This window comes from Leifsonia sp. L25 (assembly GCF_050632895.1).
In genome coordinates this window covers 323,133-349,230 of the sequence record NZ_JBODRZ010000003.1, presented here as the reverse complement: position 1 = coordinate 349,230, position 26,098 = coordinate 323,133, and the positions used below count along the sequence as shown (strand labels likewise).

Annotated in this window: 24 protein-coding genes and 4 pseudogenes; 25 read left to right on the top strand and 3 right to left on the bottom strand. The window is 71.6% G+C overall.

Going from position 1 to position 26,098, the window contains the following annotated elements; genetic code table 11:
• Positions 1-20: 20 nt before the first annotated feature.
• On the bottom strand, positions 21-1,481 hold the full coding sequence (locus tag ACRAWC_RS05640; RefSeq protein ID WP_431346871.1) for an MFS transporter: 1,461 nt from the start codon (positions 1,479-1,481) through the stop codon (positions 21-23).
• 42 nt (positions 1,482-1,523) lie between these two features.
• Here ACRAWC_RS05640 and ACRAWC_RS05635 point away from each other — a divergent pair, with 42 nt between their 5' ends.
• From ACRAWC_RS05635 to ACRAWC_RS05585, 11 genes are all read left to right on the top strand, one after another.
• On the top strand, positions 1,524-2,045 hold the full coding sequence (locus tag ACRAWC_RS05635) for a phosphoribosyltransferase (protein ID WP_431346870.1): 522 nt from the start codon (positions 1,524-1,526) through the stop codon (positions 2,043-2,045).
• A 21-nt stretch (positions 2,046-2,066) separates the two neighbouring features.
• Positions 2,067-2,759 carry a uracil-DNA glycosylase gene (locus ACRAWC_RS05630; protein WP_431346869.1) on the top strand — a complete coding sequence of 231 codons (693 nt, stop codon included), beginning with the start codon at positions 2,067-2,069 and terminating at the stop codon, positions 2,757-2,759.
• 35 nt (positions 2,760-2,794) lie between these two features.
• Positions 2,795-3,373, top strand: a complete 579-nt coding sequence (locus ACRAWC_RS05625; RefSeq protein ID WP_431346868.1) for an N-acetyltransferase family protein — start codon at positions 2,795-2,797, stop codon at positions 3,371-3,373.
• A 357-nt stretch (positions 3,374-3,730) separates the two neighbouring features.
• A complete protein-coding gene (locus ACRAWC_RS05620) occupies positions 3,731-4,507 on the top strand; it encodes a hypothetical protein (RefSeq protein ID WP_431346867.1) in 777 nt (258 codons plus the stop codon).
• A 290-nt stretch (positions 4,508-4,797) separates the two neighbouring features.
• On the top strand, positions 4,798-5,202 hold the full coding sequence (locus ACRAWC_RS05615) for a hypothetical protein (protein ID WP_431346866.1): 405 nt from the start codon (positions 4,798-4,800) through the stop codon (positions 5,200-5,202).
• A gap of 27 nt (positions 5,203-5,229) precedes the next feature.
• A complete protein-coding gene (locus ACRAWC_RS05610; RefSeq protein WP_431346865.1) occupies positions 5,230-5,778 on the top strand; it encodes a DUF2781 domain-containing protein in 549 nt (182 codons plus the stop codon).
• A 1-nt stretch (position 5,779) separates the two neighbouring features.
• Positions 5,780-6,004: a hypothetical protein gene (locus ACRAWC_RS05605; protein WP_431346864.1), complete on the top strand. Its 225-nt coding sequence runs from the start codon at positions 5,780-5,782 to the stop codon at positions 6,002-6,004.
• The gene (locus ACRAWC_RS05600) at positions 6,004-6,420 is read left to right on the top strand and encodes a VOC family protein (protein ID WP_431346863.1); all 417 of its coding nucleotides are present in this window, start codon (positions 6,004-6,006) and stop codon (positions 6,418-6,420) included. The genes ACRAWC_RS05605 and ACRAWC_RS05600 overlap by 1 nt, the downstream gene beginning before the upstream one ends.
• A 102-nt stretch (positions 6,421-6,522) precedes the next feature.
• Positions 6,523-7,611, top strand: coding sequence for a hypothetical protein (locus ACRAWC_RS05595; protein ID WP_431346862.1), 1,089 nt, complete (start codon positions 6,523-6,525; stop codon positions 7,609-7,611).
• 239 nt (positions 7,612-7,850) lie between these two features.
• Positions 7,851-9,260 (top strand): amidase, encoded by a 1,410-nt coding sequence (locus ACRAWC_RS05590; RefSeq protein WP_431349370.1) that lies wholly within the window; start codon positions 7,851-7,853, stop codon positions 9,258-9,260.
• 135 nt (positions 9,261-9,395) lie between these two features.
• Positions 9,396-10,769, top strand: a complete 1,374-nt coding sequence (locus ACRAWC_RS05585; protein WP_431346861.1) for a pyridoxal phosphate-dependent decarboxylase family protein — start codon at positions 9,396-9,398, stop codon at positions 10,767-10,769.
• A gap of 7 nt (positions 10,770-10,776) precedes the next feature.
• Here the strand turns inward: ACRAWC_RS05585 and ACRAWC_RS05580 are convergent.
• A pseudogene (locus ACRAWC_RS05580) lies at positions 10,777-12,571 on the bottom strand (gamma-glutamyltransferase family protein).
• 56 nt (positions 12,572-12,627) lie between these two features.
• On the opposite strand from ACRAWC_RS05580, the gene ACRAWC_RS05575 reads away from it, so the two are divergent.
• Positions 12,628-13,323 carry a YoaK family protein gene (locus tag ACRAWC_RS05575; RefSeq protein ID WP_431346860.1) on the top strand — a complete coding sequence of 232 codons (696 nt, stop codon included), beginning with the start codon at positions 12,628-12,630 and terminating at the stop codon, positions 13,321-13,323.
• A 112-nt stretch (positions 13,324-13,435) separates the two neighbouring features.
• On the opposite strand, the gene ACRAWC_RS05570 is transcribed toward ACRAWC_RS05575, so the two are convergent.
• Positions 13,436-13,810, bottom strand: a complete 375-nt coding sequence (locus tag ACRAWC_RS05570; RefSeq protein ID WP_431346859.1) for a DUF1844 domain-containing protein — start codon at positions 13,808-13,810, stop codon at positions 13,436-13,438.
• A gap of 284 nt (positions 13,811-14,094) precedes the next feature.
• Between ACRAWC_RS05570 and infC the strand changes: the two genes are divergently transcribed.
• The 13 genes and pseudogenes from infC to ACRAWC_RS05505 all read left to right on the top strand — a co-directional run bounded on the left by infC (position 14,095) and on the right by ACRAWC_RS05505 (position 26,067).
• Entirely contained in the window at positions 14,095-14,751 is a 657-nt protein-coding gene (gene infC / locus ACRAWC_RS05565; RefSeq protein WP_431349369.1) for a translation initiation factor IF-3, read from the top strand.
• Positions 14,751-14,945, top strand: a complete 195-nt coding sequence (gene rpmI / locus ACRAWC_RS05560) for a 50S ribosomal protein L35 (protein WP_369960701.1) — start codon at positions 14,751-14,753, stop codon at positions 14,943-14,945. The genes infC and rpmI overlap by 1 nt, the downstream gene beginning before the upstream one ends.
• A gap of 37 nt (positions 14,946-14,982) precedes the next feature.
• A complete protein-coding gene (gene rplT / locus ACRAWC_RS05555) occupies positions 14,983-15,366 on the top strand; it encodes a 50S ribosomal protein L20 (protein WP_369960700.1) in 384 nt (127 codons plus the stop codon).
• Between the two features lie 181 nt (positions 15,367-15,547).
• Positions 15,548-16,350 (top strand): annotated as a pseudogene (locus tag ACRAWC_RS05550) (TrmH family RNA methyltransferase).
• Between the two features lie 46 nt (positions 16,351-16,396).
• The gene (locus tag ACRAWC_RS05545) at positions 16,397-16,753 is read left to right on the top strand and encodes an ArsR/SmtB family transcription factor (protein WP_431346858.1); all 357 of its coding nucleotides are present in this window, start codon (positions 16,397-16,399) and stop codon (positions 16,751-16,753) included.
• On the top strand, positions 16,750-17,088 hold the full coding sequence (locus tag ACRAWC_RS05540) for an SRPBCC family protein (RefSeq protein WP_431346857.1): 339 nt from the start codon (positions 16,750-16,752) through the stop codon (positions 17,086-17,088). Before ACRAWC_RS05545 ends, ACRAWC_RS05540 begins: the two co-directional genes overlap by 4 nt.
• 11 nt (positions 17,089-17,099) lie before the next feature.
• A complete protein-coding gene (locus ACRAWC_RS05535) occupies positions 17,100-17,807 on the top strand; it encodes an SRPBCC domain-containing protein (RefSeq protein ID WP_431346856.1) in 708 nt (235 codons plus the stop codon).
• A gap of 31 nt (positions 17,808-17,838) precedes the next feature.
• On the top strand, positions 17,839-18,879 hold the full coding sequence (gene pheS, locus ACRAWC_RS05530; protein WP_431346855.1) for a phenylalanine--tRNA ligase subunit alpha: 1,041 nt from the start codon (positions 17,839-17,841) through the stop codon (positions 18,877-18,879).
• Positions 18,879-21,422 (top strand): phenylalanine--tRNA ligase subunit beta, encoded by a 2,544-nt coding sequence (gene pheT / locus ACRAWC_RS05525; RefSeq protein WP_431346854.1) that lies wholly within the window; start codon positions 18,879-18,881, stop codon positions 21,420-21,422. Before pheS ends, pheT begins: the two co-directional genes overlap by 1 nt.
• A 274-nt stretch (positions 21,423-21,696) precedes the next feature.
• Positions 21,697-22,745 (top strand): annotated as a pseudogene (gene argC, locus ACRAWC_RS05520) (N-acetyl-gamma-glutamyl-phosphate reductase).
• Positions 22,742-23,896 carry a bifunctional glutamate N-acetyltransferase/amino-acid acetyltransferase ArgJ gene (gene argJ, locus ACRAWC_RS05515; RefSeq protein WP_431346853.1) on the top strand — a complete coding sequence of 385 codons (1,155 nt, stop codon included), beginning with the start codon at positions 22,742-22,744 and terminating at the stop codon, positions 23,894-23,896. The pseudogene argC and the gene argJ overlap by 4 nt, the downstream one beginning before the upstream one ends.
• Position 23,897: 1 nt before the next feature.
• On the top strand, positions 23,898-24,842 hold the full coding sequence (gene argB, locus ACRAWC_RS05510; RefSeq protein WP_431346852.1) for an acetylglutamate kinase: 945 nt from the start codon (positions 23,898-23,900) through the stop codon (positions 24,840-24,842).
• Positions 24,839-26,067 (top strand): annotated as a pseudogene (locus ACRAWC_RS05505) (acetylornithine transaminase). Before argB ends, ACRAWC_RS05505 begins: the two are co-directional and overlap by 4 nt.
• The last annotated feature ends 31 nt before the right edge of the window (positions 26,068-26,098 follow it).

Sequence of the window (26,098 nt, the reverse complement as noted above, 5' to 3'; positions counted from 1 at the left end):
TCCCCCTTGATCGAGTCCTGTCAGACGATCGTCGCCCCTGCGTCCGAGAAGGCCAGGCGCGGCACGAAGAACAGCAGCACAGCGGCCACCAGGGCGCCGAGTCCGCAGATGGTCCAGACCAGCATGTAGCCGAACAGGCTCGCGGCCGTGGCGGTGACGGTCGCGGCGCCGGTGAGCAGCACGACGCCGAAGACGGCGGAGGCGAACGAGCCGCCGATCGTCTTGGTCGTGTTCGTCATGGCCGTGGCGACTCCGGTCTGTCCGCGCGGGGCGGCGGCGGCCGCGGCGGCGGGGAGCGCCCCGACCAGCGCGCCGGAGCCGAGGCCCGCGATGGCCATGTTGGTGAACACCTGCCACGTCTCCTGGTGGAACGGCAGGAACAGCAGGTACCCGACGGCCACCAGGAACGACGCGCCGATGAGAGTCACGCGCGGGTTCAGCCACGACGACACCACGGGGAACAGCACCGCGCCGGCGATCATCGAGATCAGGTAGGCGCCGATCAGGATGCTGCGCTGGCCCGCGCTGAGGCCCAGGCCGTACCCATTGACCGGGTCGGTGCCCGCGAACGTGCTGAGCGGGGCCTGCGCGCCGAGGAGGCTGATCCCGATGAGCCCGGCGGTGAGCTGAACCGGCCACATGTTCGGCTGCCGCAGCACCCGCAGGTCGATCGCCGGGTCCTGCTGCTTCAGCTCCCAGCGGCCGAACGGGATGAACGCGAGCACGCCCAGGACGATGAGCGCCCAGACCCACCAGGTGCCGACGCCGTCGATCCGCAGGAACGTCAGACCGGAGGTGATGAGGAGGAGCGCGAGCGTCAGGAGGGTGAACCCGACGCCGTCCAGCGTCCGGCCGCGCACCGGCTCCGACTCCGGGACGCCGAACAGGATGGCGAAGAAGACGAGCGTGACGGCCGCCGCCGGGACCATGAGGGTGGTCGTCACGTTCTGGCCGAGGGCCTCGAAGAGCAGCCCGGCGCCGATCGCGCCGACGATGGCGCCGGACTCCAAGGCCACCACCAGCAGCCCGGCGGCTCGGCGGGTGCGCGACGCCGCGGTGTTCGTGCGGCGGCCGCGGTCGAAGATCAGCGCGATCTCCAGCGGCAGCCAGACCACGTAGAAGCCCTGCAGCGCGAACGCGATCAGGTAGGTCGTGAAGTCGTGAGAGAAGGCGAGCGCCCAGCTCGACAGCGCGGTGAGGACGGTCGCGACCAGCAGGATCCGCTTGTGCCCGAACATGTCGCCCAGCTTCGCGAGCACCGGGACGACGAGCGCGGAGAGCAGGAGCTGCGCGGCCTCGAACCAGTTGTAGTCCGCGTCGTGGATGCCCAGGTGCTTGACGATGTCGGAGATCAGCGGCACGTAGTATCCCTGCAGGATCCCGCTGGTCAGCTCGACCAGCGCGAGCCAGCCGATGAGGGCGGCGGTCGCGCCGATCGCGGTGGACGCCCGACGCTGGGCGACCGTCTTCTCCGAGGTCATGCGCGGATGCTAACACCTGCCACGCCCTTGTACGGTAGATGCGTGGCCAGCGAACTCGACGATTCAGGTGCAGACGTTCTCGAAGAGACGGAACGGGAGGTCCTGGGCTGGCTCGAGTTCGGCGATGCGGCCCGTCACCTGGCCGGCGAGGTGGTCGAATCCGGCTTCGAGCCCGACATGGTCGTGGCCATCGCCCGGGGCGGCCTCCTGCTCGCCGGCGCCATCTCCTACGCCCTCGGCATCAAGGCCTGCGGCGCCCTGAACGTCGAGTTCTACACCGGTGTCGACACCCGTCTTCCCGAGCCGGTGGTGCTGCCGCCGATGCTCGACTCCGCGGCCCTGGAGGCCAAGCGCGTGCTGCTCGTGGACGACGTCTCCGACTCCGGCCGCACCCTCGCGATGGTCGTCGACCTGATCGCGGCCTCCGGCGCCGACGTGCGCACCGTGTGCCTGTACTCCAAGCCGCGAACGGTGCTGGAGCCGGACTTCGTCTGGCGCCGCACCGACCGGTGGATCACGTTCCCGTGGTCGGCGCTGCCGCCGGTCACGGCCTCCACGCACTGAGCGGATGGCGCGGAAACTCTGATGGCGAAGGCCCTGTCCGAGCTCGCCGCCGAGGGGTCGATGGACCCGGGCTGGGCGCAGGCTCTCGCGCCCGTCGCCGACCGCATCGCCGGGATGGGCGACTTCCTGCGCGCGGAGGTCGCGGCCGGGAGGCCGTACCTGCCGTCCGGGGACAATGTGCTGCGCGCGTTCCGGGCGCCGTACGCCGACGTTCGCGTGCTCATCGTCGGGCAGGATCCGTACCCGACGCCCGGCCACCCGATCGGTCTGTCGTTCGCTGTCGAGCGTCACGTGCGCCCGATCCCGCGCAGCCTCCAGAACATCTACCGAGAGCTCCGCGACGACCTCGGCGTCGTCCCGCCTCCGCACGGCGACCTGAGCGCCTGGGCGGGGCACGGCGTGATGCTGCTCAACAGGGTGCTGACTGTGCGTCCTGGCGCGCCGGCGTCCCACCGAGGCAAAGGCTGGGAGGCGGTGACCGAGCACGCGATCCGCGCGCTGGTGGAGCGCGGTCGCCCGTTCGTGAGCATCCTCTGGGGTCGCGATGCCGCCACACTCAAGCCGCTGCTCGGCGGCAACCCGGTCATCGAGTCCCCGCACCCGAGCCCGCTGTCCGCCTCCCGCGGGTTCTTCGGGTCGCGGCCGTTCTCCCGGGCGAACGCCCTGCTCAAGCAGGCGGGTCAGGAGCCGGTGGACTGGTCGCTGGAGCCGTAACCCCGACGAAACGCGCGACGACGTACCCTGGAACGGTGCTGGAAGAGGAATACGAGACGCGCCGGGTGCTGCCGCGACACCTCCGCAAGCCGGAGCCCGCGGAGTCGCCGTTCGACTACCGCATCCGCGAGGCGCGGGCGGAGGACCTGCCCGACGTGCGCGAGATCTACAACCACTACGTCGCCAACAGCACCGTCACGTTCGACGAGGACGCCATGACGCTGAAGGAGTGGAAGAGCAAGTTCGCCTACCTTCGCAAGCTCGGGATGCCGTTCATCGTCGCCGAGTCGCCGACGGGCCAGATCCTCGGCTACGCGCTGGTGTCGCCGTGGAAGCAGAAGCGCGCGTACCGCTTCACGGTCGAGAACTCCATCTACCTCGGCGCGGCCTCCACAGGCAAAGGCCTCGGCCCGGTCCTCATGCAGGAGCTCATCGACCGCTCCAAAGCCGCGGGCCTGAAGGAGATGATCGCGGTCATCGCCGACAAGGGCGCCGAGGCCTCGATCAAGATGCACGAGAACTTCGGCTTCACGGAGATCGGCCGGATGGGGCGCGTCGGCTACAAGTTCGAGCGCTGGCTGGGCACGGTGCTGATGCAGAAATCGCTCAAGTAGGGCGAACGGCAGCCTCGTGCGGAGACGGTGGGAGTGAACGACTGATCGAAGTACGCGAGGCAGTCGATCTCGAGGATCGGGTCGTGGGTGACTGCCTGGGTGATGGCGATCGCTGCCGCGGCTCGTGCCCGCGACTCAGGTGGACCGCCTACGGTCGTCGACGCGAGCACGGCCGGGCCGTCTTCTCGGGTGGTCTGCGGTGCGTCGCTGAGTTTCAGCGGGAGTGTCGCGGTCGCATGCGCCGGACGGGAGAGTACGGCCCCGTGGCATTAATGACGTTTAGCATTAAACGTCTTGCCTGGGCCACCGAGAATGTAGAATATGCACACCAAGTCATCGACTCCGATTCCGCGTGACGTGCTCCGTTTCCGCCGGCAGTTCCTGGTCACACCGCGCTCCGCCGATCTGCCCGGCTGGAGCCATCGCACCGCCGGCACTCATAACGTCTACGCTCACCCCCATCTCCCCGTCACCGTGACGGAGGACGCAGGCCTCACTCTCGTCCTGCTCGGTTTCGCCATCGACCCTGACCATCCGGATTACGACGACGCATCCGTAGTGGCGGGTCTCGCCGAGGACTGGCGTCGAGGGACCGAGTTGGACGCGCTCGATCGGCTGTCCGGGCGCTTCGCGCTGTTCGCCTTCTCGGGAGGCGACATCGTCGTCCACAACGACGCGACAGGGACCCGCACGGTCGAGTACCTGTGGACGGGTGACGAATTCCACGCCGCGTCGCAATCGTTCCTGCTCGCCGAGATCGTGCCGCTCGACGGCGGCGATCGTGCCGATCGGTTCCGCGACTCGTCGTATGCGCGCTCGGATCGCGAGGCGTTCCTGCCCGGCGACACTACGCTGTTCGCCGGCGTCGAGCGCCTGCTTCCGAACCACAGGCTCGACGTGGGCGCCAGGAGGCAGGAGCGTGTCTGGCCGCGAGGCCCGCTGCCGTCGCGGAGGAGGCGGGAGGCCGCAGTGGAGGCCGCGGTTCAGCTGTCGGCCTCGGTGGAGGCCGCGATCCTGCGCTACCCGGTCAGCCTGCCGCTCACTGCCGGCTACGACTCCCGGACTGTTCTCGCAGTGACGCCCCACCACCTCCGACGCGGTCTCCCGTCTACACGCTGCTGTACCGTCACCTGACCGCGCGCTCGGCGGACGCGAGCATCCCTGCCCGTCTCGCCCGGCGCCTCGGGCTTCCGCACCACCTGATCGACTGCCGGGGGACCCCGGACGACGGCTGGCGCGAGGCCTACACCGCCAACACGCCCCTCGCCCACTACGACGACTGGGGGATCATCGCCAAGGGCATCCTGGACGGGCACCCTTCCGGCGCGGTCGCCCTCAAGGGCAACGCCAGCGAGATCGCGCGTAACTACTACTGGAAGGGCAGTGAACGACCGCCCACTGCGACCTCTGCGGACATCCTCGCCTTGCAGCCCGGCTGGTCGGAGATCCCGTTCGTCGCGGCGGCGGTCGAGCGCTGGTTCGCCGAAACCGCGCCCGTCGCGGAGCGAACGGGCGTCGGCTTGGACGTGCTGTTCTACTGGGAGCACCGCTGCGGGTCCTGGCAGGCGCAGAGCCAGCTCGAATGGGACATCGCCCAGGAGGTGTTCACCCCGTTCGGCAACCGCCGCGTGCTGGAGCTGCTCCTCGGCGTGCCGGCCCACGAGATCGGCGAGGAGGGCACCGCGCTCCTCCGTGAGATCATGTCTGTCGCCGACCCGTCGGTGCTTGGTGTGCCGTTCAACCCTCGTACCCTCCGCTACCGCGTACTCGACAGGTTTCAGCGCGGCCGCAACCGGCTGAGACGGGAGGCGCGTCGCCTCCTGCGCTAGCCGGCGCTGCGGCGCTAGGCTCGCCGCGTGACCACCGCCACCCCGCACCCCGGCGAGGTCGCCTCCGCCGCCACGGAGACGCCCGCGAACCTCCCGCTCCGCAAGCGTCCGTTCGACATCTTCTTCGTCGTCATGTTCTCGCTGTTCAGCCTGACCTGCGTCATCAGCGACGCCATCCCCACGCTCGGGATCCCGCAGACGGCGACGACGACGAACATCCTCGCGCAGTGGAATTACACCTACTCGTCACAGTACGACCCGCTGTACCAGCATGAGGCGCTGTGGCTGCGGTTCATCACCGGGACGAGCGCGTTCGTGTACCTGCCGTTCTACATCCTGCTGATCGTGTGCCTGGTCAAGGGCTTCAACTGGATCCAGCTGTACTGCGTGATCTACGCCACCATGATCATCAGCCTGACGGCCATCCCGATCTTCGGCGTCGAGTTCTTCGGGCCGGTGGGAGAGCGCACGCCGAATCCGGTCGTCTTCCTGCTCTACAACGGGCCCTATGTGCTGGTGCCGTTGCTTCTGCTCATCCGGATGCGCAAGCCCATGCCGTTCACCAGGAGGTTCTGAGATGCCGCTGCTGGAAGACCTGTCCGTCTACGAGGACGGCGACGTGTTCACCGTCTACGACCACTCCTACGAGGACGAGGACGCCGAGCCGGATCGCGGGAGGCTGCTCGGCACGGTCAGGCGCAGCGCTGATGGCGGCTATGTCCCGGACGGGCCCGGCGCGATCTTCGTGTGGGTGTCGCCCGCGCGCACGATCGACGACGCGCTCGCGGCGTTCGTCGGCTGATGGGCGACCGGTCACCGGTGCGGCAGCTGCGCATCGTGGTGGAGGCCGAGGACTACGACGAGGCGCTGGCGTTCTTCCGCGACGTGCTCGGGCTGCCCGAGCAGGCCGCCTACTCCGGCGACGGCGGAGCCCGGGTCGCCATCCTCGACGCGGGCCAGGCGACGCTGGAGCTGGCGAACCCGGCGCAGAAGGCGATGATCGACGACGTGGAGGTCGGCCGCCCGGTGGCGCCGCGCATCCGGCTGGCCTTCGAGGTGGACGACGGGCGAACCGTCACGGCGCGGCTGGTGGAGGCCGGGGCCGAGCTGATCGCGCCGCCGACCGTGACCCCGTGGAACTCGCTGAACGCGCGGTTGGCGACCCCGGCCGACCTCCAGGTGACGGTTTTCCAGGAGCTCGGCCAGGACGGCACATGACGATTCGGGCGTGCGCGGACGCGCGGCCTCGCCCGCGGCTCTATGATTCGATCACGCAGCGCCGACGGACGGCGCGCTGCAGTGGACGAGTCGGGGGATTCGATGAAGGTGGTTCTCGGTGCGGGGGTGGCCGCGCTCGTGCTGGTCGGGCTGCTGGGGTGCTCCGCGCCCACGTCGGGTGAGCCGACCCCAACCCCGCACCCGGTGACGCCGACGCCGACCGCGACCGACGCTTCGGCGCCGGTCCTCCGGGTGGCCACCACCTGCGACGACCTGCTTCCCGCCGCCTCCGCGGCGGCGGCCGCCGGAGGGGGCCTCCAGCCACGGGAGTGGGTGCCCTCCACGCGCAACCCGGTCCAGTACGGTGACCTGCGAGCGGGTGGGTTGACCTGCGAGTACCGCGGGCAGCTCGCCTCGGGCTCGACGTGGCTCGCCCCGGATGTGTTCGTCGGCGTGCTGCCCACGCTGGGTGCGAACGACACCTTCGGGGTGTTCGCGAACATCTCGGGAGTGACGGTCGACGGCGACCACTACTTCGGGTGCCCGGAGTACTCCGGCTCGACCGGCGCGTTCTGCGAGTTCGGCAGGATCGTGGGCGACTATCAGGTGATCGGCTCGGCGATGGTCCTGGATCGGTCCTCGTTGGACGAGGCGGCCGTGCGCAAGACCTTCGACGACGCAGCCGCGGTCGTGGGCAGTCTGGGCGCCCCCGCACCGCTGTGGCAGCCGTCGGGAGGAAGCCTGCGCGGCGTCACCTCCTCGGACGGTTTCCTCCCGCTCGATCGCATCGCCGCCGCGCTGGGGGTCGCCTCGGTGTACTCGCCGAAGTCCGAGGGCGGGGAGTACACGACGACGCGGCTGGCGTCCGCGCAGCTCAGCGGGTCCTTCTGGTCGGACTTCGTCGCCGAGCAGGGCTCGCAGAGCGTGAGCGCCGCCGTGCTGCCCGGCGGCGCGTCCTACTACGACGAACTGAAGCGCACGCCGGTGTCCGGCACGAGCGATGCCCAGTCGGTGGCCGGCCTCGGCGACGACGCCTACGTGTCCACCTTCCGGCTCGATCTGCCGGGCGGTCCAGGCAGCCCGGTCCAGTACCTCGACGTGAAGGTGAAAAACAGCTGGCTGCAGCTCTCGGGCGCGTCGGCCGCCGTGCTCGAGCAGCTCGCGCGCGAGATCATCGCGAACCTGTCCTGAGCCGGCTATGAGTCTGCTGCGGATCCGGGTCCGCGTCGCGGGGACGACCTAGGCTGACGTCGACGACATCGTCGGACGGCCCGCGTGGCGGGTCGGCCGAGTGAGGCCGATGGCACAAATCGTGGCCGGGAGCAGGGCTCCCGGCCACGTCCATGTCCGGCGCTCGGCCGAGGCCGCGCTGTTCAGGTCGAAGGCCGCGAACTCGAGGGCATAGCGTGGACCCCGTGGAACTCCATGAGATGACGGCGCTGGCGTTGTGGCAGGAACTGCAGGCGGGGAGGGTGTCGCCGCGGGAGCTGGCCTCCCACTACCTCGACCGCATCGAGCGGCTGAACCCGCAGCTTGGTGCGTTCGTCACGGTCACCCGCGAGCGCGCGCTGGAGCGGGCCGACGAGGTCTCCGCGCGCGTCCCGAAGACCGCACCGCTGTGGGGACTGCCGTCCGGCGACAAAGACTTGTGGCTGCGCGCAGGCGTCCCGGCGGGCTTCGGCTCGCGGGTGATGGCGGGCTTCGTCCCCGACCGCTCCGACGAGATCGTGGAGACCCTGGACGCCGCGGGGGCCGTGAGCCTGGGCAAGACCAACGCGCCGGAGTTCGGCCTCCCCGCCTACACCGAGTCGCTCGCGGCGCCGCCCGCCCGCAACCCGTGGAACCCCGAGCTCGGGGCCGGCGGGTCGAGCGGGGGCGCGGCCGTCGCGGTGGCGAGCGGGATGCTGCCGTTCGCGCCCGGCTCCGACGGCGGCGGGTCGGTGCGCATCCCCGCCGCCGCGTGCGGGTTGGTCGGCCTGAAGCCGTCGCGCGGGCTGGTGCCCGCGGGAAGCGGCATCGACTCGCTCGCCGGACTGGTCGTGGCCGGCCCGCTGGCCCGCACCACCGCGGACGCGGCGCTCCTGCTCGACGGGATGATCGCCAAGGCCGGCGGCCGCATCGACCACCACTTCACGCTGCGCGCGCCGTACGACGACGACGGACCCTTCCTCGGCACGGCGATCCGCGGCGAGGGCCGGTTCCAGCTCGGCGTGATGACGACCTCCGCGTGGGACGACGCCTACGACATCGTGGTCTCGCCGGAGGCCCGCTCTGCGCTCGACGCGGCGGTGGAGGCGTTCGCGGCGATGGGTCACGGGATCGAGGAGACCGCGCTCGCGCCCGACCCGACCTACGCCCCGGCATTCCGGACGATCTGGCAGGCGGGCGCGGCGCGCATCCCTGCCGAGGGGGAGGCGCTCGACCTGCTGGAGCCGCTCACGGCATGGCTCGTGCAGCGCGGCCGGAGCATCCTCGCCCGCGAGCTGAGCGAGGCGCTGAGCGCGCTGACCGCGTACGAGCGCTCGTTCATCCGCCAGCTCGCGTCGTTCGATGCCGTGCTGACGCCGGCGCTCGCGCTCACGCCGCGGCCGATCGGCTGGTACGACCAGGAGGACGGGGAGCGCAACTTCGCGCAGCAGGTGCTGTACACGCCGTTCACCTCGATGCTGAACGTCACCGGCCTGCCGGCGATCACGCTGCCGGTCGCGCAGACGGCTGACGGCCTGCCGATGGGTGTGCAGCTCATCGGCCGCCCGGGCGGGGAGCGCACGCTGCTGTCCTTGGCGGCGCAGCTCGAACGCCGCCTCCACTGGGAGACCCGCCGCCCGCCCACCTGGTGACCGCCGCCCGCGTCGACAGCGGCGGAGCTCCGGCCGGCTCCGCCGTCCGTCCGCTCCGCTGACTGTTCCACACCGGCCCGTCGCCTCGGCCCTCCTCCGTTGTCGCCGGCCGTGGGCGAGGGCTACCCTGCCCGTGTGGACGATGCGTTCCGTCCCGTGCTCGGCGAGGCCGCCGGGCTGGCGGGGCGATGGCTGGACGGGGTGCGCGAGGGAGGCATCCCGCCGGCCGCCGACGTCGAGGCGGTCAAGGACGAGCTGGGCCGGCGGCTCCCCGAGCGCGGGCCGGCCGCCACGGAGGTGCTGACGCAGCTCGCGTCGGCCGTCGAGCCCGGGCTGATCCGGATGCACTCCCCGCGCTTCCACGGCTGGGTGATCGGCGGCGCGCAACCCGTCGCACTCGGCGCCGACTGGCTGGTCGCCGCCTGGGACCAGAACACCGCCCTGCGCGCGGTCACCCCCGGCGTGATCGCGGCGGAGGAGCTCGCCGCGGAGTGGATGCTCGACCTGCTCGGGCTCCCCGCGCAGGCTGAGGTCGGCTACGTGACCGGAGCGACCGTCGCGAACCTCGTCGGCCTGATCTGCGGACGCGACGAGACCCTGCGCCGCGCCGGCTGGGACGCGCGAGCCGACGGCCTGGCCGGAGGCCCGCGGGTGCGCCTGCTGGTCGGAGCCGAGCGGCACGGCTCGATCGACAGCGCGGCGATGCTGGCCGGCCTCGGCGCCGGACACTCGGTCGCCGCCGACGACCAAGGGCGGATCCGAGTCGACGCCCTCCGCGAGGCGCTCGCGGAGGGAGAGGGCCCTGCGCTGGTGTGCCTCCAGGCGGGCAACGTCCACTCGGGCGCGTTCGACCCGCTGGCCGATGCGATCGAGGTCGCGCACGCCGCGGGCGCATGGGTGCACGTCGACGGCGCGTTCGGGCTCTGGGCCGCGGCGGCTCCGCGCCTGCGGTATCTCACAGCGGGGCTCGAGGCCGCCGACTCCTGGGCGACAGACGCGCACAAGACGCTCAACGTCCCGTACGACAGCGGCGTCGCGATCGTCGCGCACCCGGAGGTGCTGCACGCCTCGATGGCGCAGCACGCGGCCTACCTCGCGGCGATGTCCGGCGCGTCGGATCCCGAAGACCGCGTCCCGGAGCTCAGTCGCCGCGCGCGCGGCGTGCCGGTGTACGCGACGCTGGCCCAGCTCGGCCGCGCGGGCGTGGCCGACCCCGTCCAGGGCCTGGCCGACGCGGCCGCGACGATCGCCGAGGGACTCGCGACCATCCCCGGAGCCCGCGTGCTCAACGATGTCGTGTACACGCAGGTCTGCGCCGCGTTCGGCGACGACGACCGGACGCGCCGGGTGGGGGAGGCGCTGAGGGAAGGCGGGGTCGCGCTGGCGTCGCCGTCCGAGTGGCACGGGAAAGCGGTGCTCCGGTTCTCGGTCAGCAACTGGCTCACCGACCGCGTGGAGGCCGGGCGCACCGTGGAGGCGGTGCGGGAGGCCGCAGCGGCGGCCGGGTAGAGCTCTCCTACCGTCCCGCCGCGTACCCCTGCATCCCACGCGGGTTGGCGGCCGCGGAGAGCACCCCGGTCTCGGGGTCCCGCCCCACCGACGACAGCCGGCCGAGCGTCCATCCGCCGGCCCGCGTCACGATGTGGCCGCGCGCCTCCAGTCCGGCGATGACCTCCTCGCCGAGCCGCGACTCCACGACGGCGCCTGCCGGCACCCAGGTGCGCGGCCAGAACGACTCCGCCAGCGAGGTCGTGTGCAGCGCGGGCGCGTCGATCGCCTGCTGGGGCGTGTAGCCGCCGACGAGCGTGCGCAGCAGGTAGAGGAGCTGCCACTGGTCCTGCTGGTCGCCGCCCGGCGAGCCGAGCGCGGTCACCGGCACGCCGTCGCGCAGCACGAGCGTGGGGGTGAGGGTCGTCCGCGGGCGCTTGCCGGGCTGCAGGGTGGAGGCCGAGCCCTCCTCCAGCCAGGTCATCTGCAGGCGCGTGCCGAGGCAGAAGCCGAGCGCGGGGACGGTCGGCGACGACTGCAGCCAGCCGCCGGAGGGCGTCGCGGAGACGATGTTGCCCCAGCGGTCCACGACGTCGAGGTGGCAGGTGTCGCCGCGGGTGGTCCCGTCGCGTGCCACGGTGGGCTCGCCGACGCCGGCGATGGCGTCGGCCAGCGGCGGCTCGTACACGGTGCGCAGCGGCGGGATGAACGGCTCGGCACCCGTAATGCGGCCCGGGCGGAACTCGGCCGACGCCCGGTCTCCGATCAGGGCGCGGCGCGCGGCGATGTAGTCCGGCGCCAGCAACTCCCCGAGCGGCACGCGTGCGTCGCCGAAGTAGGCGTCGCGGTCGGCGTAGGCGAGCTTCTGCGCCTCCAGGATGGTGTGCGCACCGAGCTCCGTCGACGGGTCGAGGCGCTCGTCGTCGAAGCCGTCGAGGATGGCCAGCGTCTCCAGCAGCGCGGGCCCCTGCCCCCAGGCGCCGGTCTTCGCGATCGTGTGCCCGCGGAACTCCAGCGTCGTCGCCGGCTCGTACCCGGCGCGGAACGCGGCGAAGTCCGACTCCGCGATCACGCCCGCGTGGTCGGTGCCGGGGAGTGCCGGTGCGGGATGCGCGCGAACGCGGACGCCTCCCGGGCCACCAGCCCGGTCGCCCACTCGGTGCGGGCGGCCTCCACCCGTTCCTCGCGCGTCGCGTCCGAGTCGCCCGCCGCGATCAGTCCGCGCAGCACACGTGCGTAGGCCGGGTTGCGGATCAGCTCGCCGGCCTCAGGGACTCGGTCCCCCGGCATCCAGTGCTCGGCCGAGGTGGGCCAGTGCTCGGCGAACAGCCCGGAGACGGTGCGGATCGTCGTGCACACCCGCTCCAGCACGGGATGGCCGTCCCCGGCGTACCCGATCGCGAAGGCGAGGACGTCGGCGAGCTCCCAGGTGCCGTGGTCCTTCAGCAGCAGCAGCCAGGCGTCGACCGCACCCGGCACCGCCGCCGCGAGGGCGCCGGCGCCGGGGACGAGCTCCAGCCCCTCGGCGAGGTAATGCTCGCGCGTCGCGCCCGCCGGGGCGGGACCCTGCCCGGCGAGCACGACCGGGGCCGGGTCCTCGGCCGTGGCGAACAGCGCCACCAGGTCGCCGCCCGGGCCGTTCAGGTGCGGCTCCACCACGTGCAGCACGAACGCCGCGGCGACCGCGGCGTCGAACGCGTTCCCGCCGCGCTCCAGGACGGCCTGCGCGCTCGCCGTCGCCAGCCAGTGCGTGGAGGCCGACATCCCGAAGGTGCCGGTGAGGGTGGGGCGGGAGGTGACGGCGGGGGAGGCGTGAACGTCATGCACTCCATCCTGCACCGCCGCCGGCGCGGGTCCGTCTCGAATAGGGTGGACCTCCGTGTCGCTCACTCACCGTCTGGGCCGCGCCGACGCCGATCGGCTGCACCTGGCCCTCATGCTCGCCCTCACGTTCTCGACCGGCGTCGTCGACGCCACCGGCTACCTCGGCCTCGACCGGGTCTTCACGGGCAACATGACCGGCAACGTGGTCCTGCTCGGGATGGCGCTGACCGGGACCACGAACCTCCCGATCCTCCGGCCGTTGCTGGCGCTCGGAGCGTTCTTCGGGGGCGCCGTGGTCGGCAGCAGGCTCGTGCGCCGAGACGACGGGTGGTCGGGTCGCGTGACGGCGACGCTGTGGGTGATCGCCGGGCTCCTGACCGCGATCGCCGCGCTGCTGGCGTTCGCGCTGCACCTCGACCCGCAGCTGGTCGGTACCGTCGCCACCTCAGCGCTCGGCTTCGCGATGGGCATGCAGGCGGCGCTGGCGCGCCGGGTGAAGGTGGCCGACGTCACGACCGTGGTGGTGACCTCGACGCTGACCGGCCTCGCCGCCGACAGCCGGCTGGCCGGCGGGAACGGCTCGCTCTGGGTGCGACGCGCGCTCGCCGTGCTGCTCATCACCGCGGGGGCGGCAGCGGGCGCGCTCGCGCTGCTCGTGCACGTGTCGCTCGGGGTGCTGCTCTCGGCCGCGATCACCATCGCGGTCGCCTCCCTCGGCCACACCGGGCACCGTGCGCGCGGTGCGGCATAGCGCCGACATTCGTGCCGAATGTCGCCTCTGGCGGCGCCAAACGCGACATTCGTGCGGAAATGCGGCCACGGCCGGCGGCGTCCATCAGGCGGCGTCCATCAGGCGGCGTCCATCAGTTGACCGGCCCGGTGTACTTCTCGCCCGGCCCCTTGCCGATCTCGTCCGGGAACGGGGACGCCTCGCGGAACGCGAGCTGCAGCGAGCGGAGGCCGTCGCGCAGGCTGCGCGCGTGCTGGTCGCCGAGGTGGGCGGCGCTGGCCGTCACCAGGCCGGCGAGGGCGTCGATCAGCTTGCGGGCCTCGTCCAGATCCGTCTGGTGCTCCGGGTCGTCGGCCAGGCCGACCTTCACCGCGGCGGCGCTCATCAGGTGCACGGCGGTGGTCGTGATGACCTCGACGGCGGGCACCTCGGCGATGTCGCGCGTGGCTCCCGCGATGGCCTCGTCCTCGTGCAGGTGACCGTCGGAGATGGGGGATGTGTCGCTCACTGCTTTCCTCTGTTAGAATCGTTCGGGCTCCGGGGCATCTGCCTCGGGACGAAAGTGGAGATTCCTCCCACCCGCGCTTGACCGCTTTACAGGTTACCGGGTCGTTGCACTCCGCCGACGTGCGTCAGCACGGCGGTAGTCAGGGTGCTGCACCAGCCCTGCGAACCGAATCCTTCGGGAAAATCGGGCCGTGGGGCTGCGCTGGTGCGTGGAATCCCCGCTTTCTCCGAACCGTCGAACGACGGCCCGAGCACTCGAAGCATCGCTCATCAGAGGAGACTGACATCAGCGAACCCCGTACGAATGACCGTATCCGCGTCCCCGAAGTTCGACTCGTCGGCCCCAGCGGAGAGCAGGTCGGCGTCGTCAAGATCGAGGTCGCCATCCGACTCGCGCAGGAGGCGGATCTCGACCTGGTCGAGGTCGCGCCCAATTCCAAGCCGCCGGTCGCGAAGATCATGGACTACGGCAAGTTCAAGTACGAGGCTGCGCAGAAGGCCAAGGAGGCCCGGCGCAACCAGGCGAACACCATCCTCAAAGAGGTGCGGTTCCGCCTCAAGATCGACAAGCACGACTACGAGACCAAGCGCAAGCGCGCCGAGGGCTTCCTGAAGTCCGGCGACAAGGTGAAGGCCATGATCCTGTTCCGCGGCCGCGAGCAGTCGCGTCCGGACCAGGGCGTCCGCCTCCTGCAGCGCTTCGCGGAGGACGTCGCCGAATTCGGCCAGGTCGAGTCGAACCCGACCATCGACGGCCGCAACATGGTGATGATCATCAGCCCGCTCAAGAACAAGTCCGAGGCCAAGGCCGAGGCCAACGCAGTACGTGCCGCTTCCAAGGCGCGCGCCCAGGGGCGCGACCAGGAGGCGGTTGCTGAGACAGCCGACGCTGCTCAGTCCGAAGAGAGTTCGCCCGCCCAGGCGACGAACGAGGAGAAGTAATGCCCAAGCAGAAGTCCCACTCCGGCGCCAAGAAGCGCTTCAAGATCACCGGCACCGGCAAGGTCATGAAGCAGCAGGCCGGTATGCGCCACAACCTGGAGGTCAAGTCCAGCGACCGCAAGCGTCGCCTCAACCAGGAGCAGGTCGTTCCCGAGGTGGACGCCAAGGTCATCCGCCGGATGCTCGGCAAGTAACCCTCCTCCCCGACACGCACGTAAGGAAAATCGACTAATGGCAAGAGTGAAGAGGGCTGTCAACGCCCACAAGAAGCGTCGGGTCATCCTCGAGCGCGCCGAGGGCTACCGCGGTCAGCGGTCGCGCCTCTACCGCAAGGCGAAGGAGCAGGTCACCCACTCGCTCGTCTACTCGTACCGCGACCGCCGCCAGAAGAAGGGCGACTTCCGCCGCCTCTGGATCCAGCGGATCAACGCCGCGAGCCGCGCGAACGGCCTCACCTACAACCGTCTGATCCAGGGCCTGGGCCTGGCGGGCGTCGAGGTCGACCGTCGCATCCTCGCCGAGCTGGCCGTGAACGAGCCCGCGACCTTCGCGGCCCTCGTCGAGACGGCGAAGAAGGCCCTCCCGGCCGACACCTCGGCCCCGAAGGCCGCGTAAGCAGCGCACCACGCCTCTCGAACGGCCCGGCCGACCTCGCGTCGACCGGGCCGTTCGGCGTTCCCCGCCTCGTCGCCATTTCCGGAGATCGCCGCCTCCCGCCCGGAATCTCCGGAGTTGTCGCAACTTCGGAGCGTGCCGGAGCTACGGCTACCGGAGTGGCCGCCGATAAGCTGAGCGCATGCTTGACAACCCGCGCTCACCGCGCGTCCGCGCCGTTGCGAAGCTGGCGAAACGTCCCGCCCGCGCCGAGACCGGGCTGTTCCTTCTCGAAGGGCCGCAGGCGGTCTCCGAGGCGCTCACCTACCGTCCCGAGCTCGTCGTCGAGCTGTACGCGACGCCGACCGCGCTGGAGCGCTATCAGGACATCGCGCAGACGGCGGTGGAGGCCGGCGTCGACGTCGAGTTCGTCACGGAGCACGTGCTCGACACGATGGCCGACACCGTCACCCCGCAGGGCTTCGTCGCCGTGTGCCGGCAGCTCCCGACCTCCATCCGCGACATCTTCGCCGACGAGCCGCGGCTGGTGGCGATCCTGGAGGAGGTGCGCGATCCCGGCAACGCGGGCACGATCATCCGCGCCGCCGACTCTGCGGGCGCCGACGCCGTGGTCCTCACCGGCCGAACCGTCGACCTCTACAATCCCAAGGTCGTGCGCTCCACGACGGGGTCGCTGTTCCACGTGCCGGTCGCGGTCGGCGCCGACCTCGCCGATGTCGTCGGCCGCGCGCACACCGCCGGCCTGCAGGTGCTGGCCGCCGACATCAAGGGGAGGACCTCCTCGCCGCGCGTCAGGAGGGCCAGCTCGCCCGGCCGACCGCGTGGGTGTTCGGCAACGAGGCACACGGGCTCGCCGACGACCTGCTCGGGCTGGTGGACCGGGTGGTGACGGTCCCGATCTACGGCCGCGCCGAGTCGATGAACCTCGCGACGGCGGCGTCGGTCTGCTTGTACGAATCGGCGTTCGCACAGCGCTCGGAGTGATCGATAAGCCTTGCGTTATATAACGCGGGCTTGATAGGTTGGCCGCATGGACGGTCTGGAGGCGGTGGGCGACCCCGTGCGGCGGCGCTTCGTGGAGTTGCTCGCGCGCGGCGAGCGCACGGCCGGCGAGCTCGCGACGCTCGCAGCCGACGAGTTCGGGATCACACAGCCGGCGGCGTCCCGGCACCTGCGGGTGCTGCGCGAGGCGGGCGTCGTGGCGTCCCGGGTGGAGGGCCAGCGCCGCGTCTACGCGCTGGAGCCCGCCGGGCTGGAGGAGGCAGCCGCCTGGTTCGACGGGCTCGCGGCATTCTGGGAGCAGCGGCTCGACGCGCTCGGCACCGAGCTGGTGCGCGGCCGCACTCGCAGCACGAGCATCCACCACACCGGAAAGGCCGCCTCATGACCCTGTGGGGAGAGCTCGCCCTCGACGGCCCGCGCCGCTCGGTCACGGTCGAGCGGGAGTACCCGGCGACCGCGGGCGACCTGTGGGCCGCGCTCACCGAGCCCGAGCGGTTGGCCCGCTGGATCGGCCGCTACGAGCAGACGTCCGACGGCTTCCGTCTCGCGATGGGCGGCCCCGACGCGGATGCCGTGGTCGACGGCCGCGTGCTGGCCTGCGAGCCCGAGCGGCGCCTCGTGGTGACCTGGCGCTTCCGCGGCGCCGGCCAGGTCGAGGCGCCGACCGAGCTGGAGGCCGTCATCCAGCCGGCGGGGAGGGCCGCGTCCTCCTCACGCTGACCCACCGGCGCGTGCAGGCGGTCACCGCCTCCGTGTACGGGGCCGGCTGGCAGGACGTCCTCACCCACCTGGCTCGAGAGCTCGGCGCGGAGGCGTCGCCGCAGGAGCACGACGGCTACCTCGGCGAGGCCGCCGATCCGGCCGCGTTCGACGCCGCGCTCGGCGAGTACCGCAGCGCGGAGGCGTCGCTCGTCGCCGCCACGATGACGCGGGAGGGGGAGCGCTCGGCGGTGTCGCTCCAGCGCCTCCTCGATGCGCCCGTCGACGACGTCTGGGACGCCCTCACCGTGCCCGACCGCGTTGGCCGCTGGCTGTGGCCGGTCGTGGAGTGGCCCGACGATCCCGCGCGCGAGCGCCGGCTGCGGCTCGGCGACGTGATGCGGCTCGGCGACGAGAACGTGGAGGGAGCCGTCCAGGTCCTGGAGGTGTTGCAGCTCGAAGATCGCGCGCATCTCCGCTTCACCTGGGGCGACGCCGCGGTGAGCATCCGCCTCACGGAGACCGGCGACGGCACGCTGCTGTCGCTCGAGCAAGACGGAGTGAAGGATGCCAAGACTTGGGATAGGCGCAGTGGCGCCGGGCGGCTGCGCTCGGCGCCCGACTTCGCGGCGGGCTGGCACCAGCTGATCGATCAGCTCACCCTGCTCCTCGCCGGACTGACCGTCCCGGCTCCCGACCGGCTGTGGGAGGCCGCATACCTGGTGTACTCGGCGCAGTAGCCCCGTCGTCCACCGACTAAACTGGGGAACCGTGTCTGAAACCACAGAAATCACCGAGGCGACCGTCGACGCGGCCGTCGCCGCGGCGCTCGCCGCGATCGACGCCGCCGGCACCTCGGACGCGCTGAAGGCCGTCCGCCACGACCACACCGCGGAGGGGTCCCCGCTCGCGCGGCTGAACGCCGCCATCCGCTCGCTCCCCGGCGATCGGAAGGCCGCGGCCGGCAAGCTCGTCGGCGGCGCCCGCGGTCGTGTGAACCAGGCGTTCGCCGCGAAGGAGGCCGTGATCGCGGCCGAGGAGGACGCCGCCCGGCTCGCCGCCGAGGCCGTGGACGTCACCGCCCTCCCGACCCGCTGGACGCCCGGCGCCCGCCACCCGCTCAGCCTCCTGCAGGAGCGCATCGCCGACATCTTCGTCGGAATGGGCTGGGAGGTCGCGGAGGGCCCCGAGCTGGAGAGCGAGTGGTACAACTTCGACGCGCTCAACTTCGACGCCGACCACCCCGCGCGCGCGATGCAGGACACCTTCTTCGTCGAGCCGACGAACGCGCACCTCGTGCTGCGCACGCACACCTCGCCGGTGCAGCTCCGCGCCCTCCTCGGCAACGAACTGCCGGTCTACCGGATCGCACCGGGCCGGGTGTTCCGCACCGACGAGTTCGATGCGACCCACCTGCCCGTGTTCACCCAGACCGAGGGCATCGCCGTCGACAAGGGCCTGACGATGGCGCACCTGCGCGGTACGCTCGACCACTTCGCCAAGACGCTGTTCGGCGAGGGCGCCCGCGTGCGCCTGCGTCCCAACTACTTCCCGTTCACCGAGCCGAGCGCCGAGCTCGACCTCTGGCACCCCACGTTCAAGGGCGGCGCCCGCTGGATCGAGTGGGGTGGCTGCGGCATGGTGAACCCGAACGTGCTCCGCTCGGCGGGCATCGACCCCGAGGTGTATTCCGGCTTCGCGTTCGGGATGGGTGTCGAGCGGGCGCTGATGTTCCGCAACGACGTCAAAGACATGCGCGACATGGCCGAGGGCGATGTCCGGTTCTCTCAGCAGTTCGGAATGGTGGTCTGATGCGCGTCCCCCTGAGTTGGCTCGGCGAGTACGTCGACCTGGAGCCCGGCACCACGGCCGAGGAGGTCCACGCCGCGCTCGTGTCCGTCGGCCTCGAGGAGGAGGACGTCCACACCTTCGAGATCACCGGTCCGGTGGTCGTCGGCCAGGTGCTGGACTTCGTGGAGGAGCCGCAGAGCAACGGCAAGACCATCCGCTGGTGCCAGGTCCGCGTCGCGCCCGACGGCCGGAAGGCAGCCGACGGTGGCGACGCCGTCCACGGCATCGTCTGCGGCGCACGGAACTTCCTGCTCGGCGACAAGGTCGTGGTGACCCTGCCCGGCTCCGTGCTGCCCGGCCCGTTCCCGATCGCCGCCCGCAAGACCTACGGCCACGTCTCGGACGGCATGATCGCCTCCGCGCGCGAGCTCGGCCTCGGCGACGACCACGAGGGCATCCTGCGGCTGTCGACGCTCGGCCTCGACCCGGAGGTCGGCACCGACGCGATCTCGCTGCTCGGTCTGGACGACACCGCCGTGGAGGTCAACGTCACCCCCGACCGCGGCTACGCGTTCTCGATCCGCGGCATCGCGCGCGAGTACTCGCACGCGACGGGCGCGGCCTTCCGCGACCCGGCCGAGGCGGTGCGCGTGCACTCCGCGGGTGCGCACGCGCACGGCTTCAGCGTGACCATCGACGACCGTGCGCCGATCCGCGGGCGCGTCGGCGCCACGGTCTTCGTGACGCGCGTCGTCCGCGACGTCGACGGCAGCCGGCCGACCCCGCCCTGGATGGTGGCGCGGCTCAAGCTCGCCGGCATCCGCTCGATCTCGCTCATCGTGGACATCACCAACTATGTGATGCTCGAGCTCGGCCAGCCGATCCACGGCTACGACCTCGACAAGCTGTCCGGCGGCATCGTCGTGCGCCGCGCCCACCCGGGCGAGATGCTCGTGACCCTGGACGACCAGACCAGGACGCTCGACGAAGAGGACCTCCTCATCACCGACGACTCCGGCGCGATCGGCCTCGCCGGCGTGATGGGCGGCGCGTCCACCGAGATCGGCGCGGGCACGAGCAACGTCCTGGTGGAGGCCGCCAACTTCGACCCGGTGTCCATCGCTCGCACGGCTCGTCGGCACAAGCTGCCGAGCGAGGCCTCGAAGCGTTTCGAGCGCGGCGTCGACCCGCGCGTCGCCGTCGCGGCGGCGGCGCGCGTCGTGCAGCTCCTGGAGCAGCTCGCCGGCGGTCACGCGGACGAGCTCGGCTCGCTGCTCGACACGGCGGGGGAGGCCGAGCCGATCCGCCTGCCGAACGACTACATCCCGAACCTGATCGGCGTGGAGTTCACCGATGACGAGGTGCGCGGCGCGCTCGCCGAGATCGGGGGCACCGTCAGCGGAGGTGCCGACGGCCTGCTGGTCGTGCCGCCGAGCTGGCGTCCCGACCTGCGCGACAAGTCCGACCTGGCCGAGGAGGTCGCCCGCATCGTCGGGTTCGACCGCATCCCGTCCGTGCTGCCTGTCGCGCCTCCCGGACGTGGCCTGACGCGCGCGCAGAAGCTGCGCCGCGCCGTCGCCCAGATGCTCGCCGACAACGGCGCGACCGAGGTGCTCGCCTTCCCGTTCGTCTCGGAGGCGCAGAACGACCTGTTCGGCTCGCCCGAGGCCGGCCCGGTGCCCGCGGTGCGCCTGGCGAACGCGCTCGACGCGACCGCCCCGTACCTGCGCACGTCGCTGCTACCAGGCCTGATCGACGTGGCCAAGCGCAACCTGGCGCGCGGTCTGGTCGACCTGCGGATCTACGAGCTCGGAACGGTGTTCCTGCCGAGCGGCGCTCCGCTCGGCAGCGAGGAGCTGCCGCTCGGCGCCGCCCTTCCGGGCGACGACGTGCTCGCCGGCCTGAACGCGGGCATCCCCGCGCAGCCGCGCCACCTCGCCGGCCTGATCGTCGGCCACGCGGTCGAGAAGCAGCCGGGCCAGGCTCCGGTCGCCGTCGGCGTCGCCGACGCGCTCACCGCGGTCCAGCAGACCGCGACCGCCGTCGGTGTTCGGGTCGAACCGGTGCAGAGCCGCCACCAGGCGCTCCACCCGGGACGCACGGCCCAGCTCGTGGCGCACGCCGCGGACGGCACGCGCGTCACGGTCGGCTACGCCGGAGAGCTGCTGCCCGCCATCGCGGAAGACCTCGACCTCCCGCGCGTCGTGGCCGTCTACGAGCTCGACCTGGACGCCCTCATCGACGTGGCCCCCGCCGATATCGTCGCGGGCGTCATCGCCGGCTTCCCTGCGGCGACGCAGGACCTCTCGCTCGTCGTGCGCGACGAGGTCGCGGCGGGCGAGCTGCTCGACGCGGTGCGGGAGGGAGCCGGCGCGCTCCTGGAGGACATCCGCCTGGTCGACGACTACCGCGGCGCCGGCCTCCCGGCCGGCCACAAGAGCCTCACCTTCGCGCTGCGCTTCCGCGCCGACGACCGCACCCTCACCGCGGCGGAGGCCAGCGAGGCGAAGCTCGCCGGCGCCGCCCGCGCCGACGAGCTCTTCGGCGCCCACCTCCGCGAATAGGTGTGCACATTCGTCACGAATGTGGACTTTGGCGGCGCCAAACGCGACATTCGGCACGAATCGTGTTGCCGCGGGCGCTGTGTGACGGGGGCGATTTGGTGACGGGCCGGGATCGGGCGGTAGGGTTGCAGCATGCTTAACGTCGGTGCCCCCTCGATGCGCCGACGCCTGCGCGACCGCCGAATCTAGGCGGCGCTCGGGCGACCCTTCGCGGTCGGACAGGGGCGTCGCCGGATCCTCGGCCCCCTGTCGTCCACCCCATCAAGGAACAAGCATGACTTTCTCGGTTGCCGTCGCCGGTGCCTCCGGGTACGCGGGTGGCGAGCTGCTGCGCATCCTCGCCGACCATCCCGGGTTCGAGATCCGCACCGTGACCGCGCACAACAACGCCGGTCACCCGCTCGCCGCGCACCAGCCGCACCTGCGTTCGCTCGCCCACCTCACCCTCACCGAGAACACGCCGGAGAACCTCGCCGGTCACGACGTCGTGTTCCTGGCGCTGCCGCACGGCCGCTCGGGGAGGTGGCCGCGCACCTCCCCGCCGACACGCTCGTGGTCGACGCGGGCGCCGACCACCGGCTGGAGGACCCCGCCGATTGGGCGGCGTTCTACGGCGGCGAGTACTACGGCTCGTGGGCGTACGGCGTCCCGGAGCTCATCGTCGGGGCGGACGGCGCCAGGCAGCGCGCGAACCTCGCAGGCGCCACCCGCATCGCGGCGCCCGGCTGCAACGCGAGCGCCGTGTCGCTCGCCCTCGCGCCGGGCATCCACGCCGGGGTGATCGAGGAGGAGGACATCGTGAGCGTCCTCGCGGTCGGGCCGTCCGGTGCGGGCAAGTCGCTCAAGACCATGTACTTGGCCAGCGAGATCCTCGGCTCCGCGAACCCGTACGCAGTCGGCGGCACGCACCGGCACATCCCGGAGATCCAGCAGAATCTGCGGAAGGCCGGCGCGACCGCGCCGACCCTGTCGTTCACTCCGGTGCTCGTGCCGATGTCGCGGGGCATCCTGGCGACCTCCACGGCCCGGGTGAAGCCGGGGGTGACTGCCGCGCAGGTGCAGGAAGCCTGGGAGGCCGCCTACGCGGACGAGCCGTTCGTGCACGTGCTGCCGGCCGGCAGCGTCCCGCGCACCGCGGACGTGCTCGGCTCGAACACCGTGCTGATCGGGGTCGCCCTCGACCACGCGGCCGGCCGGGTCGTGACCGTGCTCGCCATCGACAATCTGTACAAGGGAACGGCCGGCGCGGCGATCCAGTCCGCGAACCTCGCTCTCGGGCTCCCCGAGACCGCCGGTCTGAGTGTGAACGGAGTCGCGCCATGAGCGTCACCACAGCCAAAGGATTCTCGGCCGCCGGCGTCGTAGCCGGCCTCAAGTCCAGCGGCAAGCGCGACCTCGCGCTGGTCCAGAACCGTGGACCGCTCACGGCGGCCGCCGCGGTCTTCACGACGAACCGCTGCAAGGCGAACCCCGTCCTCTGGAGCGAGCAGGTCATCGCCGACGGCGTGGTCTCCGCCATCGTCCTCAACTCCGGCGGCGCCAACTGCTACACCGGCTCTCAGGGCTTCCAGACCACGCACGCGACGGCGGAGGCCGTCGGCGAGGCGCTCGGGGTCTCGGCCGGCGACGTGCTGGTCTGCTCCACCGGCCTGATCGGCGACCAGCTCGACGTCGACAAGCTGACCGCGGGCGTCGCCCAGGCAGCCACGGCGCTCGCGGGCGACTCCGGGCTCGGCGCCGCCGAGGCCATCATGACCACGGACACCCGCCCGAAGCAGGCCGAGCAGGTCTCTGTCGCCGGCTGGGCGGTCGGCGGCATGGCCAAGGGCGCGGGGATGCTCGCGCCGGGCCTCGCGACGATGCTCGTGGTCATCACCACCGATGCGGTGCTCGACTCCACCCAGCTCGACACCGCCCTCCGCGCCGCGACCCGGGTCACGTTCGACCGGCTCGACTCGGACGGCTGCATGTCGACCAACGACACCGTCGCGCTGCTCGGCTCCGGCGCCAGCGGAGTCGCAGCCGACCCGGCGGAGTTCACGCTCGCGCTCACCGAGGTGTGCCGCAGCCTGGCGAGGCAGCTCCAGGAGGACGCCGAGGGCGCCTCCCACGACGTGACGATCGAGGTCGTGAACGCCCGCACCGAGGACGACGCCGTGACGGTCGGCCGCGCGGTGTCGCGCTCCAACCTGTTCAAGGCGGCGATCTTCGGCAACGACCCCAACTGGGGCCGCGTGCTCGCCGCCGTCGGCACGACCGACGCCGAGTTCGACCCGTACGGCATCGACGTCGCCATCAACGGCGTGCAGGTGTGCACGGCGGGGGAGCCGGACCAGCCGCGCGACCTCGTCGACCTGACCCCGCGTGCCGTGCACGTGCTCATCGACCTCCACGCGGGCGACGAGACGGCGGCCATCCTCACCAACGACCTGACCCACGACTACGTCCACGAGAACAGCGCCTACTCGAGCTGAGATGACTACAGAAACCGACACCGACACCGACACCGACACCGACGACGTCGACACGGCGGAGGCCGCCGAACGCGCCGCCGCGGCGGACAAGGCAGCGACCCTCATCGAGTCGCTGCCCTGGCTGAAGACCTTCCACGACCGCATCATCGTCGTGAAGTTCGGCGGCAACGCGATGGTGAACGACGACCTCCAGCGCACTTTCGCCGAAGACATCGTCTACCTGCGCTACGCCGGCCTCCGCCCGGTGGTCGTGCACGGCGGCGGCCCGCAGATCTCGGCGATGCTCGACCGGCTCGGCATCGAGAGCGAGTTCCGCGGCGGCTACCGGGTGACCACGCCGGAGGCGATGGACGTCGTGCGCATGGTGCTGACCGGCCAGATCAACCGCGACATCGTGAGCAACATCAACCAGCACGGGCCGCTCGCCGCCGGGCTCTCCGGGGAGGATGCCGGGCTCTTCCAGGGCCGCAAGCGCGGCGCCGTGGTCGACGGCGACGAGGTCGACCTCGGCCTGGTCGGCGACGTCATCGGGGTCAACCCGGAGGGCGTGCTCGCCCAGCTCGACGCCGGCCGCATCCCTGTGGTCTCCTCGATCGCGCCCGACATCGACGACCCCGGCCAGGCGCTCAACGTCAACGCCGACGCGGCGGCTGCCGCGCTCGCCGTCGCCCTCGGCGCGGCCAAGCTGGTCATCCTGACGGATGTCGCCGGGCTCTACAGCGACTGGCCGAACCGCGACTCGCTGCTGTCCAAGATCGCGGCGCCCGAGCTGCGTGAGCTGCTCCCGTCGCTGGAGTCGGGCATGATCCCCAAGATGTCGGCGTGCCTCGACGCGGTCGACGGCGGCGTTCCCAAGGCCGCGATCATCGACGGACGCGTGGCGCACTCCATCCTGCTCGAAGTCTTCACGCAATCCGGAATCGGAACGGAGGTGGTGCCCGCATGACCGCACAGATCGTGCCTGGCACCGAGGCCAACACCCAGGGTCGCTGGAAGCCGCGCTACGGCGACGCCATGATGCGCACGTTGGCGACGCCCAAACTCATGCTCGCCCGCGGCGAGGGCTGCCGGGTCTGGGACGTCGACGGCAACGAGTACCTGGACTTCCTCGCGGGTATCGCGGTCAACTCGCTGGGCCACGCGCATCCGGCGCTGGTGGAGGCCGTGAGCCGCCAGGTCGCGACGCTCGCGCACGTGTCCAACTACTTCTCCACGCAGCCGCAGCTTGAGCTCGCGGAGCGCCTGCGCGCGATCACCGGCGCGGGTGAGCACGGCCGCATCCTGTTCGGCAACTCGGGTGCGGAGGCCAATGAGGCGGCCTTCAAGCTGGCGCGGCTCAACAAGGGACCGCACGGGCGGCGCACGCGCGTGCTCGCCCTCCACAACGCGTTCCACGGCCGCACGATGGGCTCGCTGGCGCTCACGGGCAAGCCGCCGATGCGCGAAGCGTTCGAGCCGCTGCCGGGCGGCGTCGAGCACATCGACTCCACCATCCACGCCCTGGAGGCCGCGATCGACGACCGCGTCGCCGCGCTGTTCGTGGAGCCGATCAAGGGGAGGCCGGCGTGCTCGACCTCCCCGAGGGTTTCCTCCAGCGCGCCAGGGAGCTCACCGAGCAGCACGGTGCGCTGCTGATCATCGACGAGATCCAGACCGGGATCGGCCGGACCGGCCGCTGGTTCGCGTACCAGCACGCGGACATCCTGCCGGACGCGATCACGGTCGCGAAGGGTATCGCCGGGGGAGTGCCGATCGGCGCCCTCATCACCTTCGGGCGGGCGTCCGAGCTGTACAGCCAGGGCCAGCACGGCTCGACGTTCGGCGGCAACCCACTGGCGACGGCGGCGGGCAACGCGGTGATCGGCGAGATCGAGCGAGCAGACCTGGTCGGCAACGCCGCCCGGCGCGGGGAGGAGCTGCGTGCCATCCTGCGCTCGTACGACTCGCCGCTGATCGGCGACATCCGCGGCGCCGGCCTCCTGATCGGTGTGGGCCTCACCGACGGCGAGGCGCACCGGCTCTCCGACGCAGCGCTCGCGAACGGTCTCATCATCAACGCGCCGAACGAGTCGAGCATCCGGCTCGCGCCCCCGCTGATCGTCGGCGACGCCGAGCTCGCGGAGTTCCGCGAGCGGTTCGGCCGCGCGCTCGACGCCGTGCACGCCTCCTGACCTTCCGACCTCCTGACGCAGAACAAGGACT